Annotated in this window: 10 protein-coding genes; 6 read left to right on the top strand and 4 right to left on the bottom strand. The window is 55.3% G+C overall.

Going from position 1 to position 14,576, the window contains the following annotated elements; all coding sequences use genetic code 11:
- Positions 1 to 103: 103 nt before the first annotated feature.
- On the bottom strand, positions 104 to 994 hold the full coding sequence (nadC, locus tag GV764_RS15245; protein WP_161660906.1) for a carboxylating nicotinate-nucleotide diphosphorylase: 891 nt from the start codon (positions 992 to 994) through the stop codon (positions 104 to 106).
- 87 nt (positions 995 to 1,081) lie between these two features.
- Between nadC and ampD the strand changes: the two genes are divergently transcribed.
- Positions 1,082 to 1,645: a 1,6-anhydro-N-acetylmuramyl-L-alanine amidase AmpD gene (gene ampD, locus GV764_RS15240; RefSeq protein ID WP_161660870.1), complete on the top strand. Its 564-nt coding sequence runs from the start codon at positions 1,082 to 1,084 to the stop codon at positions 1,643 to 1,645.
- The gene (ampE, locus tag GV764_RS15235) at positions 1,642 to 2,496 is read left to right on the top strand and encodes a beta-lactamase regulator AmpE (protein ID WP_161660869.1); all 855 of its coding nucleotides are present in this window, start codon (positions 1,642 to 1,644) and stop codon (positions 2,494 to 2,496) included. The genes ampD and ampE overlap by 4 nt, the downstream gene beginning before the upstream one ends.
- Positions 2,497 to 2,561: 65 nt before the next feature.
- Here ampE and aroP read toward each other — a convergent pair whose 3' ends face one another.
- The gene (gene aroP, locus GV764_RS15230) at positions 2,562 to 3,929 is read right to left on the bottom strand and encodes an aromatic amino acid transporter AroP (RefSeq protein ID WP_161660868.1); all 1,368 of its coding nucleotides are present in this window, start codon (positions 3,927 to 3,929) and stop codon (positions 2,562 to 2,564) included.
- 536 nt (positions 3,930 to 4,465) lie between these two features.
- On the opposite strand from aroP, the gene pdhR reads away from it, so the two are divergent.
- From pdhR to lpdA, 4 genes are all read left to right on the top strand, one after another.
- Positions 4,466 to 5,230, top strand: coding sequence for a pyruvate dehydrogenase complex transcriptional repressor PdhR (pdhR, locus tag GV764_RS15225; protein WP_125293654.1), 765 nt, complete (start codon positions 4,466 to 4,468; stop codon positions 5,228 to 5,230).
- 178 nt (positions 5,231 to 5,408) lie between these two features.
- Positions 5,409 to 8,072, top strand: coding sequence for a pyruvate dehydrogenase (acetyl-transferring), homodimeric type (gene aceE / locus GV764_RS15220; protein WP_161660867.1), 2,664 nt, complete (start codon positions 5,409 to 5,411; stop codon positions 8,070 to 8,072).
- A 14-nt stretch (positions 8,073 to 8,086) separates the two neighbouring features.
- The gene (aceF, locus tag GV764_RS15215; RefSeq protein ID WP_161660866.1) at positions 8,087 to 9,985 is read left to right on the top strand and encodes a pyruvate dehydrogenase complex dihydrolipoyllysine-residue acetyltransferase; all 1,899 of its coding nucleotides are present in this window, start codon (positions 8,087 to 8,089) and stop codon (positions 9,983 to 9,985) included.
- A gap of 210 nt (positions 9,986 to 10,195) precedes the next feature.
- Positions 10,196 to 11,620 (top strand): dihydrolipoyl dehydrogenase, encoded by a 1,425-nt coding sequence (lpdA, locus tag GV764_RS15210; RefSeq protein WP_161660865.1) that lies wholly within the window; start codon positions 10,196 to 10,198, stop codon positions 11,618 to 11,620.
- Positions 11,621 to 11,669: 49 nt separating this feature from the next.
- Here the strand turns inward: lpdA and GV764_RS15205 are convergent, their stop codons facing one another.
- A complete protein-coding gene (locus GV764_RS15205) occupies positions 11,670 to 12,518 on the bottom strand; it encodes a DUF2950 domain-containing protein (RefSeq protein ID WP_161660864.1) in 849 nt (282 codons plus the stop codon).
- 12 nt (positions 12,519 to 12,530) lie between these two features.
- Positions 12,531 to 14,165, bottom strand: a complete 1,635-nt coding sequence (locus tag GV764_RS15200; RefSeq protein WP_161660863.1) for a DUF3300 domain-containing protein — start codon at positions 14,163 to 14,165, stop codon at positions 12,531 to 12,533.
- Positions 14,166 to 14,576 lie beyond the last annotated feature (411 nt).

Raw genomic sequence — 14,576 nt, 5'->3', positions numbered from 1 at the left:
AAGCGGCTTTCCAGGCTATTTCAGCCGTTGCAAAGCAGAGACATTTTGCAGGAATACAGCTCGCAAATTTCACTGGAGCCGGAGGCGCCCCCCCGGCTGGCGATCAGCGAAAACGCATCGACAAATCGAGCGCCTGTATGTGTTTGGTCAACGCGCCGACGGAGATAAAGTCCACGCCGGTTTCCGCGAAAGTGCGCAGGGTCTCTTTGGTCACGTTGCCGGAAACCTCCAGGCGCGCCTGGCCGTTGGTGCGCTTCACCGCTTCGCGCATATCGTCAACGGTGAAGTTATCCAGCATCACGATGTCCGCGCCCGCTTTCAGGGCGTCATCCAGCTCTTCCAGCGACTCCACCTCTACTTCCACCGGGACGTCCGGATGCAGCCAGAAAGCTTTTTCCACCGCCTTGCGCACCGATCCCGAGGCAATAATGTGGTTTTCTTTGATCAGAAACGCGTCGCTCAGGCCGAGACGATGGTTATTGCCGCCGCCGCACAGCACCGCGTATTTCAGCGCGGTACGCAGGCCGGGCACTGTTTTGCGGGTATCCAGCAGTTGGGTTTGGGTGCCTTCAAGCAAATCGACATAGCTGCGCACCAGGCTGGCGACGCCGGAAAGCGTTTGCACGAAGTTGAGCGCGGTGCGCTCGCCGGTCAGCAGGATGCGCGACGGGCCTTTCAGCTCAAACAGCGGCTGGTTGGGCACAAGGCTGTCGCCGTCTTGTACGTGCCAGATGACCTTCACATCGCCGCCCAACTGAATAAACACCTCTTCGACCCAACGCTTGCCGCAAAACACTCCGGCTTCGCGGGTGATCACCACCGCGTGGGATTGTTGGTCTTCAGGCAACAGCTGCGCCGTAATATCGTTGTTGGCGTCAACTTCACCGCCCAGATCTTCACGCAGCGCGGCGGCGATAATTTGCGGGATATCATGATTAATGCGATCGAGCAGAACGTCACGTCGGTGATCGGGATTATAACGGCGAGGCGACATCATAAAACTCCAAATTGGTGGCTAATCCTGAGAGGTAAACATGCTACTCTGAAGCGTGTTTCAGCACCATAAAAAGGAGGTCGCCGCATGCAGGTTAACGGGGGCTGGCTACAGGGCGTGAGGCATCAGTGCTCGCCTCATCAGGATAGTCGGCCAGATGATGAACAACCTGGGTTACTGGTGGTACACAATATCAGTTTGCCGCCGGGTGAATTTGGCGGGCCGTGGATTGACGCGCTGTTCGCCGGAACTTTAGATCCCGACGCCCATCCTTACTTCGCTGATATCGCTCATTTGCGCGTATCCGCGCATTGCCTGATTCGCCGCGACGGCGAAATCGTTCAGTATGTCCCCTTTGATAAGCGCGCCTGGCATGCGGGCGTTTCTGTGTATCAGGGCCGCGAGCGCTGCAACGATTTTTCTATTGGTATTGAACTGGAAGGCACAGATACCTTGCCCTATACCGATGCGCAGTATCAGCAGCTGGCGGCGCTGACGCGCACGTTAATCAAACAGTATCCGAACATTGCGCGGCATATGACCGGGCACAGCGATATCGCGCCGACGCGCAAAACCGATCCCGGCCCGGCCTTCGACTGGCAACGCTTCCGCGCCCTGGTCGACTGCCCGACAAATAAGGAGGTGTCATGACGTTATTCACCTTGCTGCTGGTGCTCATTGCCGAGCGCTTATTCAAGCTGGGCGAGCGCTGGCAACTGGACAGCCGTCTGGAAGGCGTATTCCGCCGGATCCACCATTTTTCCTGGTGGCGCACGCTCGGCATGACGCTGCTGGCCATGCTGATTGTCTGGCTCTGCCTGCGCGCCCTGTACGGGCTGTTTTTCAATGTGCCGCTGCTGGTGTTCTGGATTTTGCTGGGATTGCTGTGCATCGGGGCAGGGCAGGTGCGTCTGCACTATCATGCCTATCTGAAAGCGGCGAGCCAGGGCGACAGCCATGCCAGGGAGGCGATGTCGGCGGAACTGACGCTGATTCACGGCGTTCCGCACGAGTGCGATGAGCGTGAATATCTGCGCGAGCTGCAAAACGCGCTGCTGTGGATTAACTTCCGTTTTTATCTGGCACCGTTGTTCTGGTTTATTGTTGGCGGGATTTGGGGGCCGGTGCTGCTTACCGGATACGCCTTCCTGCGCGCCTGGCAATCCTGGCTGGCGCGCCACCATTCGCCGCAGCAGCGGCTTTATTCCGGCGTAGACAGCATTCTGCACGTGGTGGACTGGATCCCGGTACGTCTGGCGGGCGTGGTGTATGCCTTGTTGGGCCATGGCGAACGGGCGCTGCCCGCGTGGTTCGCGTCGCTGGCCGACCGCCACACGTCGCAGTATCAGGTGCTGACGCGTCTGGCGCAGTTCTCACTGGCGCGCGAACCGCATCTGGATAAGATCGAAACCCCGAAAGCGGCGGTATCGATGGCCAAAAAAACGACGCTGGTGATTGTCGTGGTGGTCGCGCTGCTGACGATTTACGGCACGCTGGTGTAACAGCGGCTTTAGCAATAAAAAATGCCTGGGAAACCCAGGCATTTTTTCGTTATAGCGCAGCGTAATTAGTGCGCTTTCGCGACCTTCGCGCCTTTCTGTTTAAACAGATAACCCACAGCCAGGATCACCAGCCATACCGGGATAAGGTAGACGGAAATCGCCATGCCCGGGGTCATCAGCATGATGATCAGCACCGCGGCCATAAAGGCCAGGCACAGCCAGTTGCCCATCGGGTAGAAGATAGCCGGGAAGCGGGTTTTCACACCCTGCTGTTGTTTGGCGCGGCGGAATTTCATGTGCGCCAGGCTGATCATCGCCCAGTTGATCACCAGTGCGGAAACCACCAGCGCCATCAGCAGGCCGAAAGCCTCTTCCGGTGCGAAGTAGTTAATCAGTACGCACAGCGCAGTAAACAGCGAGGAGATCAGAATGGTGTTGACCGGCACGCCGCGCTTATCCACTTTTTGCAGCATTTTCGGCGCGTTGCCCTGTTGCGCCAGGCCGAACAGCATACGGCTGTTGCAGTATACGCAGCTGTTATAGACCGACAGCGCCGCCGTCAGCACCACGATGTTGAGCGCGTTCGCCACCAGCGCGTCGCCCAGCTCATGGAAGATAAACACGAACGGGCTGGTGTCGGCGGTAACGCGTGACCACGGCATCAGCGACAGCAGTACCGCGAGGGAACCCACATAGAAAATCAGGATACGGTAAATAACCTGGTTGGTGGCTTTCGGGATGCTTTGCTCCGGGTTGTCGGCTTCAGCGGCTGTGATGCCCACCAGCTCCAGCCCACCGAAGGAAAACATGATGATTGCCATCATCATCACCAACCCGGAGATGCCGTGCGGCAGGAAGCCACCCTGTTCCCACAGGTTGCGTACGGTGGCCTGTGGGCCTGCCGTGCCGCTGAACAGCAGCCAGCCGCCAAACAGGATCATCGCGATAACCGCGATAACTTTGATGATGGCAAACCAGAATTCCATCTCGCCGAACACTTTTACGTTGGTCAGGTTGATGGCGTTGATCAGCACGAAGAAGACGGCGGCAGAGACCCATGTCGGGATTTCCGGCCACCAGAACTGAATGTATTTACCCACGGCGGTCAATTCCGCCATCGCGACCAGAACGTACAGTACCCAGTAGTTCCATCCGGAAGCGAAGCCAGCAAATCCGCCCCAGTATTTATAAGCGAAGTGGCTGAAGGAGCCTGCGACAGGTTCTTCTACTACCATTTCGCCCAATTGACGCATAATCAAAAAGGCAATAAAACCCGCAATAGCGTAGCCCAGGATAATACCTGGCCCTGCGGACTGGATAACAGAGGCGCTGCCCAGAAACAGGCCCGTGCCGATTGCTCCTCCCAGCGCGATTAGCTGAATATGGCGGTTTTTCAGGCCGCGCTTCAGCGTGTCGTGTTGACCTTCCATCATAGAACCTCGTGTGCGGTTATAATCGGTGTGAAAAATCACCGTTGTAAGTTGTATATTCCGATAGGTGTATTTTTTTATTTACGAAGTGGAAGGCTTAATTTTCCCTATACCTCTACCACAGCGCCAAGAATAGTGGTAAGCGCAGTTGAATGCACCTGGTTTTAACGCGGATGCAGAAGAAGTGAATAAAAAGAAACCATTTGTAAATCGCCTCGTTATTATTCTTTCCCGCCTGCTTTTTCAATTTATACGTAAATGACGCATTTATATTCACAATTTAATCGGGTGAATCGGTTCAGATCGCAAATATTCACGTTTCATTAAGGTTAAAACTACCGCTTTGGTGGTAAATGTCTCATTTGTGCAAAGTTACATTAATGAAACGTTATTTCTGTAGGGTTGTTAAAATGTGGCTGCTTTACTGATTTCAATCAAAACCGGGATGGACAGAAGGTGAATACTTTGTTACTTTAGCGTCACGAATGTGAAATTGGTCATACCAATTGACTCCGGGCTAATGGCAGAGACAGGGAATAATGGCCTACAGCAAAATCCGCCAACCAAAACTATCCGATGTGATTGAGCAGCAACTGGAGTTTCTCATCCTGGAAGGGACCTTGCGTCCTGGCGAAAAACTCCCACCGGAACGCGAACTGGCGAAACAGTTCGACGTATCGCGTCCTTCACTCCGAGAGGCGATTCAGCGTCTCGAAGCCAAAGGATTACTGCTTCGTCGCCAGGGAGGCGGGACATTTGTTCAAAGCACACTATGGCAGAGCTTCAGCGACCCGCTGGTCGAGCTGCTGACCGATCACCCTGAATCTCAATTTGATCTGCTGGAAACCCGTCATGCCCTTGAGGGCATCGCCGCGTATTACGCCGCGCTTCGCAGCACTGACGAAGACCTTGAGCGTATCCGTGAACTCCACCAGGCCATTGAGCTTGCCCAGCAATCCGGCGACCTGGATGCCGAATCCGACGCCGTTATGCAGTATCAAATCGCAGTCACCGAAGCTGCACACAACGTTGTGCTACTACACTTACTGCGCTGCATGGAGCCAATGCTGGCCCAAAACGTTCGACAGAATTTTGAATTGCTGTATGCCCGCCGGGAAATGCTCCCGCTGGTAAGCAACCATCGTTCTCGTATATTCGAGGCGATTATGGCGAGAGAGCCGGAGCAGGCGCGAGAAGCGTCGCATCGCCATCTCGCTTTTATTGAGGAGATATTGCTGGACCGCAGCCGTGAGCACAGTCGTCGTGAACGTTCACTGCGCCGCCTACAGCAACGAAAGGACTAAGCGCTTTTTCCGGCTCGTCAGAGTAAGAAAACAGTGCGAATTGAGCGCCAACTTTTAGAGCGCGGCAACTAAACGCAGAACCTGTCTTATTGTGTTTTTGTGAGCAATAACGTCATGAAAATGCAATGGGACAGGTTCCAGCTAAATCAACGTATTAGATAGATAAGGAATACCCCCCATGTCAGAACGTTTACAAAATGACGTGGATCCGATTGAAACTCGCGACTGGCTACAGGCGATCGAATCGGTAATCCGTGAAGAAGGTGTTGAGCGTGCTCAGTATCTGATTGACCAGCTCCTGAGCGAAGCCCGTAAAGGCGGCGTACAGGTTGCCGCTGGTACCGGAGCTGGCAACTACATCAACACTATTGCCGTTGAAGATGAACCGGAATACCCGGGTAATCTGGAGCTGGAACGTCGTATTCGCTCGGCTATTCGCTGGAACGCCATCATGACCGTGTTGCGCGCGTCTAAAAAAGACCTGGAGCTTGGCGGCCACATGGCGTCTTTCCAGTCTTCCGCGACCGTGTATGATGTGTGCTTCAACCACTTCTTCCGCGCCCGCAACGACAAAGACGGCGGCGACCTGGTGTACTTCCAGGGCCACATCTCTCCGGGCGTTTACGCACGTGCTTTCCTGGAAGGCCGTCTGACCGAAGAGCAGATGAACAACTTCCGTCAGGAAGTGCATGGCAATGGTCTGTCTTCTTACCCGCACCCGAAACTGATGCCGGAATTCTGGCAGTTCCCGACCGTATCTATGGGCCTGGGCCCGATCGGCGCGATCTATCAGGCTAAATTCCTGAAGTATCTGGAACACCGCGGTCTGAAAGACACCTCCCAGCAAACCGTTTACGCCTTCCTGGGCGACGGCGAGATGGATGAGCCGGAATCCAAAGGCGCGATCACTATCGCGACCCGTGAAAAACTGGATAACCTGGTGTTCGTCATCAACTGTAACCTGCAACGTCTGGATGGCCCGGTAACCGGTAACGGCAAAATCGTTAACGAACTGGAAGGCATCTTCGCAGGCGCTGGCTGGAACGTCATTAAGGTGATGTGGGGTTCCCGTTGGGACGAACTGCTGCGTAAAGACACCAGCGGTAAACTGATCCAACTGATGAACGAAACCGTTGACGGCGACTATCAGACCTTCAAATCCAAAAACGGCGCGTACGTTCGCGAGCACTTCTTCGGTAAATACCCGGAAACTGCCGCACTGGTTGCCGACTGGACTGACGATCAAATCTGGGCCCTGAACCGTGGCGGCCACGATCCGAAGAAAATCTACGCTGCATTCAAAAAAGCGCAGGAAACCAAAGGCAAAGCGACCGTTATCCTGGCCCATACCGTTAAAGGCTATGGCATGGGTGATACCGCCGAAGGTAAAAACATCGCTCACCAGGTGAAGAAAATGAACATGGACGGCGTGCGTTATATCCGCGACCGTTTCAATGTGCCGGTGACCGACGAGCAGGTCGAAAAACTGTCTTACATCACCTTCCCGGAAGGTTCTGAAGAACACAAATACCTGCACGGCCAGCGTGAAAAACTGCACGGCTACCTGCCGAGCCGCATTCCGAACTTCACTGAGAAGCTCGAGCTGCCGAAGCTGGAAGATTTCCAACAGCTGCTGGAAGAGCAGAACAAAGAAATCTCCACCACCATCGCTTTCGTTCGTGCCCTGAACGTGATGCTGAAGAACCCGTCTATCAAAGACCGTCTGGTTCCGATCATCGCTGACGAAGCGCGTACCTTTGGTATGGAAGGTCTGTTCCGTCAGATCGGTATTTACAGCCCGAACGGCCAGCAGTACACCCCGCAGGACCGTGAGCAGGTTGCGTACTACAAAGAAGACGAGAAAGGCCAGATCCTGCAGGAAGGCATCAACGAGCTGGGCGCAGGGTCTTCCTGGCTGGCGGCGGCGACCTCCTACAGCACCAACGATCTGCCGATGATCCCGTTCTACATCTACTACTCCATGTTCGGTTTCCAGCGTATCGGCGACCTGTGCTGGGCAGCAGGTGACCAACAGGCGCGCGGCTTCCTGATCGGCGGTACTTCCGGCCGTACCACCCTGAACGGCGAAGGTCTGCAGCACGAAGATGGCCACAGCCACATTCAGTCGCTGACTATCCCGAACTGTATCTCTTACGATCCGTCTTACGCCTACGAAGTTGCAGTGATCATGCACGATGGTCTGCAACGCATGTACGGTGAAGCGCAAGAGAACATTTACTACTACATCACCACGCTGAACGAAAACTACCACATGCCGGCCATGCCGGAAGGTGCTGAGGAAGGTATCCGTAAAGGTATCTACAAACTCGAAACCCTCGAAGGTAGCAAAGGCAAAGTTCAGCTGCTGGGCTCCGGTTCTATCCTGCGTCACGTGCGTGAAGCAGCGCAGATCCTGGCGAAAGACTACGGCGTGGGCTCCGATGTTTACAGCGTGACCTCCTTCACCGAACTGGCGCGTGACGGCCAGGATTGCGAGCGCTGGAACATGCTGCACCCGCTGGAAACCCCGCGCGTTCCGTACATCGCTCAGGTGATGAACGATGCGCCGGCAGTGGCTTCCACTGACTATATGAAACTGTTTGCTGAACAGGTTCGTACGTATGTACCGGCTGATGATTACCGCGTACTGGGTACCGACGGTTTCGGCCGCTCTGACAGCCGTGAAAACCTGCGTCACCACTTCGAAGTTGACGCTTCCTATGTGGTGGTAGCGGCCCTGGGCGAACTGGCTAAACGTGGCGAAATCGATAAGAAAGTGGTTGCTGACGCAATCACCAAATTCAACATCGATGCAGAAAAAGTTAACCCGCGTCTGGCGTAAGAGGTAAAAGAATAATGGCTATCGAAATCAACGTACCGGACATCGGGGCTGATGAAGTTGAAATCACCGAGATCCTGGTCAAAGTGGGCGACAAAGTTGAAGCTGAACAGTCGCTGATCACCGTAGAAGGCGACAAAGCCTCTATGGAAGTGCCGTCTCCGCAGGCTGGCGTCGTGAAAGAGATCAAAGTCTCTGTCGGCGACAAAACCGAGACCGGCAAACTGATTATGATTTTCGATTCCGCCGACGGTGCAGCTGACGCTGCACCTGCCAAGGCAGAAGAGAAGAAAGAAGCGGCACCGGCGGCAGCACCTGCCGCAGCGGGTGGCGTGAAAGACGTTAACGTACCGGATATCGGCAGCGACGAAGTTGAAGTCACCGAAATCATGGTCAAAGTGGGCGACAGCGTGACCGCTGAGCAGTCACTGATCACCGTAGAAGGCGACAAAGCCTCTATGGAAGTCCCTTCTCCGTTCGCGGGCAAGGTGAAAGAGATCAAAATCAGCACCGGCGACAAAGTCTCCACCGGCTCCCTGATCATGGTCTTCGAAGTGGAAGGCGCTGCGCCGGCTGCGGCTGCAAAACCTGAAGTCAAAGAGCAGGCGGCTTCCGCTCCGGCGGCGGCATCCGGTTCTAAAGAAGTAAATGTACCGGACATCGGCGGTGACGAAGTTGAAGTGACCGAAGTGATGGTGAAAGTGGGCGATAAAGTGGCCGCTGAACAATCACTGATCACCGTAGAAGGCGACAAAGCCTCTATGGAAGTTCCGGCACCGTTCGCAGGCACCGTGAAAGAGATCAAAATCAACACCGGCGACAAAGTGTCTACCGGCTCCCTGATCATGATCTTCGAAGTGGAAGGCGCTGCGCCTGCCGCGGCTCCGGCTGCTAAGCAGGAAGCGGCTGCACCGGCTCCGGCTGCGAAAGCAGAAAAACCGGCCGCTGCACCGGCTAAAGCGGAAGGCAAAACGGAATTCGCTGAAAACGACGCTTATGTTCACGCGACCCCGCTGATCCGCCGCCTGGCGCGCGAATTCGGCGTTAACCTGGCGAAAGTGAAAGGCACCGGTCGTAAAGGCCGTATCCTGCGCGAAGACGTTCAGGCTTATGTGAAAGACGCTGTTAAACGCGCTGAATCCGCACCTGCTGCTGCCACCGGCGGCGGTATCCCTGGCATGCTGCCGTGGCCGAAAGTGGACTTCAGCAAGTTCGGCGAAATCGAAGAAGTTGAACTGGGCCGCATCCAGAAAATCTCTGGCGCGAACCTGAGCCGTAACTGGGTGATGATCCCGCACGTGACTCACTTCGACAAAACCGATATCACCGATCTGGAAGCGTTCCGTAAACAGCAGAACGCCGAAGCTGAGAAGCGCAAACTGGACGTGAAATTCACCCCGGTTGTCTTCATCATGAAAGCCGTTGCCGCTGCTCTCGAGCAGATGCCGCGCTTCAACAGTTCCCTGTCCGAAGACGGCCAGAAGCTGACGCTGAAGAAATACATCAACATCGGTGTGGCGGTAGATACCCCGAATGGTCTGGTTGTTCCGGTGTTTAAAGACGTGAACAAGAAGAGCATTACCGAGCTGTCCCGCGAGCTGACCGTGATTTCTAAGAAAGCGCGTGATGGCAAGCTGACCGCTGGCGAAATGCAGGGCGGTTGCTTCACCATCTCCAGCATCGGCGGCCTGGGCACCACCCACTTCGCGCCGATTGTCAACGCGCCGGAAGTGGCTATCCTCGGTGTGTCCAAGTCCGCGATGGAACCGGTGTGGAACGGTAAAGAGTTTACTCCGCGTCTGATGATGCCGATTTCTCTGTCCTTCGACCACCGCGTGATCGACGGTGCTGATGGTGCGCGTTTCATCACCATCATCAACAACATGCTGAGCGACATTCGCCGCCTGGTGATGTAATCGAAAAAGCCGGCCTGACGGCCGGCTTTTTTCTGATAATCTCATGAGGCTTTATGCGGTTATCAGGAACAAAGGACAAATCGTTTGCCGTTTTGTTGTTTCAAAATTGTTAACAATTTTGTAAAATACGGGCGGATAGAACGTCCCGGTGGATGATGGGCGTAACAACAATAGCGTCAGACCCGCCGGATATAAATTACAGAGGTCATGATGAGTACTGAAATCAAAACTCAGGTCGTGGTACTTGGGGCAGGCCCGGCAGGTTATTCTGCGGCCTTCCGTTGCGCTGATTTAGGTCTGGAGACCGTCATCGTAGAACGTTACAACACCCTGGGCGGTGTTTGTCTGAACGTCGGCTGTATCCCTTCTAAAGCGCTGCTGCACGTCGCTAAAGTTATCGAAGAAGCCAAAGCGCTGGCTGAGCACGGTATCGTCTTCGGCGAGCCGAAAACCGATATCGACAAGATTCGTACCTGGAAAGAAAAAGTCATCAATCAGCTGACCGGTGGTCTGGCTGGCATGGCGAAAGGCCGCAAAGTGAAAGTGGTCAACGGTCTGGGTAAATTTACCGGGGCCAACACCCTGGAAGTGGAAGGCGAAAACGGTAAAACCGTGATCAACTTCGACAACGCCATCATCGCGGCGGGTTCCCGTCCGATTGAACTGCCGTTTATTCCGCACGAAGATCCGCGCGTATGGGACTCCACCGATGCGCTGGAACTGAAAGAAGTACCGAAGCGCCTGCTGGTAATGGGCGGCGGTATTATCGGCCTGGAAATGGGTACGGTGTACCACGCGCTGGGTTCAGAGATCGACGTGGTTGAAATGTTCGATCAGGTGATCCCGGCTGCCGATAAAGACATCGTTAAAGTCTTCACCAAGCGCATCAGCAAGAAATTCAACCTGATGCTGGAAACCAAAGTGACTGCCGTTGAAGCCAAAGAAGACGGTATTTACGTTTCCATGGAAGGCAAAAAAGCGCCTGCCGAAGCGCAGCGTTACGATGCGGTGCTGGTGGCTATCGGCCGTGTGCCGAACGGTAAAAACCTCGACGCCGGCAAAGCGGGCGTGGAAGTGGACGACCGCGGCTTCATCCGCGTGGACAAACAACTGCGCACCAACGTGCCGCACATCTTCGCTATCGGCGATATCGTCGGTCAGCCGATGCTGGCGCACAAAGGCGTGCATGAAGGCCACGTTGCCGCCGAAGTTATCGCTGGCATGAAGCACTACTTCGATCCGAAAGTGATCCCGTCAATCGCCTACACCGAGCCAGAAGTGGCATGGGTTGGCCTGACTGAGAAAGAAGCGAAAGAGAAAGGCATCAGCTATGAAACCGCCACCTTCCCGTGGGCAGCTTCCGGCCGTGCTATCGCTTCCGACTGCGCAGACGGTATGACCAAACTGATTTTCGACAAAGAAACTCACCGCGTTATCGGTGGTGCGATTGTCGGTACCAACGGCGGCGAGCTGCTGGGTGAAATCGGTCTGGCGATCGAAATGGGCTGTGACGCTGAAGACATCGCGCTGACCATCCACGCTCACCCGACTCTGCACGAGTCTGTTGGCCTGACGGCAGAAGTGTTTGAAGGCAGCATCACCGACCTGCCGAACCCGAAAGCGAAGAAGAAATAATGCTTCGTCTCAAATGATAAAAAGCGGCTCAATGGCCGCTTTTTTTTATTTAAAGATTAACCGCTTGCCATTCGCTACCGGGGTCAAAACGCGTCATCGCTTTGGCTTTTTCTTCGGTTTGCGGGCCCAAATCCGTCTGCCAGATCCCATCCTGCTGGTTAATCATAAAGGTGGCGATGCCGGTTTTGCCGTACTCAACCGGCCAGGCGATGAGCGCGAATCCGCCGACCATTTTCCCGTCCTGCACGTAATTTTTCTCACCTTCCTCTGCGTGCTTACCCTGGGCGGTAATAATGCGGAAATGGTATCCGTGATAGCCCATACCGGGCTGCACCGGACTGAATGACGGCCCTAACGGGCTGGGCGCCTCGCCTGGCTGAGCGGGCCAGTAAAGCCCGTCTTTTTTACCTTCGCTGCTGACAAATTTTTGCGCATATTCCTGATTCATTTGGTAAAAGCTATGCTGGGCATCGACATAAGCATGCATCGCCTGGATCGCGGAGAGCTCGTTGCGGCCAATCGCCCGGGTCAGGATCTCATCCGCCGCGCCTTTCATATCAAATCGCCAGCCGTTTTCGGCTTTAACAATGGGTAGCGGTAGTTGCCAGCCCTCACGGCCAACGTTGAGATGCGCAACGTTATCTTTTTGCTCGATGCGATGGCTAACTTTCCAGTCCCGGGTAAAGCGCGCTACGGCTTCTGGATCGACGCCTTCAGGCGGTAAAAACTCTCGCCAGTCATTGCCCAGCAAGTTGGTGAGCTCTGCATCATCTTGTTGGGTTATCGCAACGGCGAACGCGTTCGCCGCTTCTTCCGGCGTGTTGAAATACTGCTGCGCCTGGGCAAGAACAGGCAGTAAAAGCAGGGGAAGGACACATAGAGTCATTCGGTTTTTCATGTTCGCTCCTGCTTACTGACGATGAAATTCGCGATGACGCGGGGCGTTTTCCCGGGCATGGGAAAGGCGCTCCCGATCCGCCATTTCGTGCTGGCGGCTCTGGATCCCCCGCTGCTGCTGCGCCTGCCAGGACGGCGAACGGCTGTCGTTGCCGCTAAAGGCGTTGGCGTTTAACGTTTCGCGCCGCTGCTGGCGCTGTTCCGGGGTAATAGTGGCATGATGCTGTTGCACCGCGTCCCGGCGCTGTTGCTGCTGAGCGGTGGGATGCTGCATCTCATTTTTCGCCGCGTCCCGGCGTTGCTGCTGCTGCGCGGTGGGGTTTTTAAGATGCTGCTTCGCCGCTTCACGGCGTTCGCTGTTATTTGCGCTGTCGTAGCCGCGATAGTTATTTCGCTGGGCGATCTGATTAAGCTGTTTTGACGCGGCCTGACGCTGGGCGTCACGCGTCGCAGGCTGAGATGCGTTGACCTTGTGCCCTGTGGATTGCTGAAGCTGCTGCATTGCCGCCTGCCGCTGCCCATCCCGTGGAACGGCCGTATTTTGCGTAGCGCTTAAGCCGCCCGCCACGTCGGTCTGATGGAAACGCGCGGCAACGGCGTCGTTCCTGTACGGCACGTTATCCCGATAGGCAGGGTTGTGGGCCCAGACCCGATCGCCGCCGGTAAGATGTTCACCGGATATCCGATTGTAGTTATCCACGTTGATATTGATGTTATTGCCGTTGCGGTAATACCCGTCGCCATGACCGTGATGATAGTCATCGTCATGATCGTGATGGTGATGATCGTCATCGTCATCCCAGTCGATACTGCTGAACAGCGCATAGGTGGTCGCTACGCCCAGACTGTAGCCAAAGCCCTTCACAAAGCTTTCGGTAAACTGCTGGCCGGGAGGGGGCGGTAAATAGACAGGCGGATAGCCAGCGTTGGGCCAGGTGCCGTACACGGTGCTCGGGTTGTAGGTAGGGACATACACCACCTGCGGATCGGCGGGTTCGATTTTAATGATGGTCTCGGCAGGCGCGCTGGTAACCACGGTGGTTTTCCCGGCCCCGGTGTTTTGCGGTGCGGAGGCGGCAACGGCAATTTTCGGCGTTTGCGTCACCGTCTGCTGCTGGTTTGACTTCAGCGCGCCGGTTTGCTGCGCCAGCGCGCGGAGCTTTTGCACGGCATTCATCACGTCCTGGGGCTGGGCCAGAAAGGCATTGCCCAGGTCTTCCACCCATTGCGGGTTTTCACCCATCAGCGCCATTAACTGCGGGAACGCCACCAGTGATTTTACGCTCGGGTCCCAGGGCTGGCTCGCCACCGCCTGAATCGCCTGATCCCCCTGAAGCGAGGGGTTATCCCGCGACCATTGCACCGCCTGTACGACGTTCGCCGGATAGGTTGACGCCATCAGCACCTGCGATAACAGCGCATCCGGATACAGCGCCACGGGCGCGACCCATTGATCGATTTGCGCGGTGGTGTAGGCGGCGGCAACCGGTGCGGCGGATGCAGGCTGCGCCTGAGCGGGCGCGGGTTGAGATGTCGGTGGGGGCGTGACGGGCGGCGTCTGGCTTTTTACATATAGCACGCCGGAGGCGGCTAATAGCCCGGCGCTGCACAACAGTGCAAGCAGGTGTGGCTTAAAGGGCAATTTCATAGATGACTCCGACGAAGGCCAGCCGTAAGGCGATGAGGTTGCCGCGAGTATATTCACCCGTATTTTGCTTTTTTGACTTAAAGGGTGAATCGCGCCATTAAGTCCGGATAAAGAATGTGAGCATTTATTACACAAATTATAAGCGATGATGGATTTGCTGCTGCGCTGTTAATAAGCGAGTGGAATCAGACTGTTTTTTGCGCGCGTTCATTTTCTGAGCGGATAAGAGTGCGCCGCGTGAGGGGGGGGCCACAAATCACTGCCGCCGGACCGGTGCCTGCTACCGCCGCATGGCACAAACTAACCGCTGAAAAGCGGTTTTTTTGTATCCGCAAAACGCCGCTTTATTGCGCTATACCATACTTAACGATTCAGCCAATCTTTTTATGTTGCTTTTTTGTAAACAGATTA

It is taken from the genome of Atlantibacter hermannii, assembly GCF_009907385.1.
Classification (GTDB): domain Bacteria; phylum Pseudomonadota; class Gammaproteobacteria; order Enterobacterales; family Enterobacteriaceae; genus Atlantibacter; species Atlantibacter hermannii_A.
Note: the sequence above shows the minus strand (reverse complement) of the source record. Positions and strands in the feature narration are given on the sequence as shown.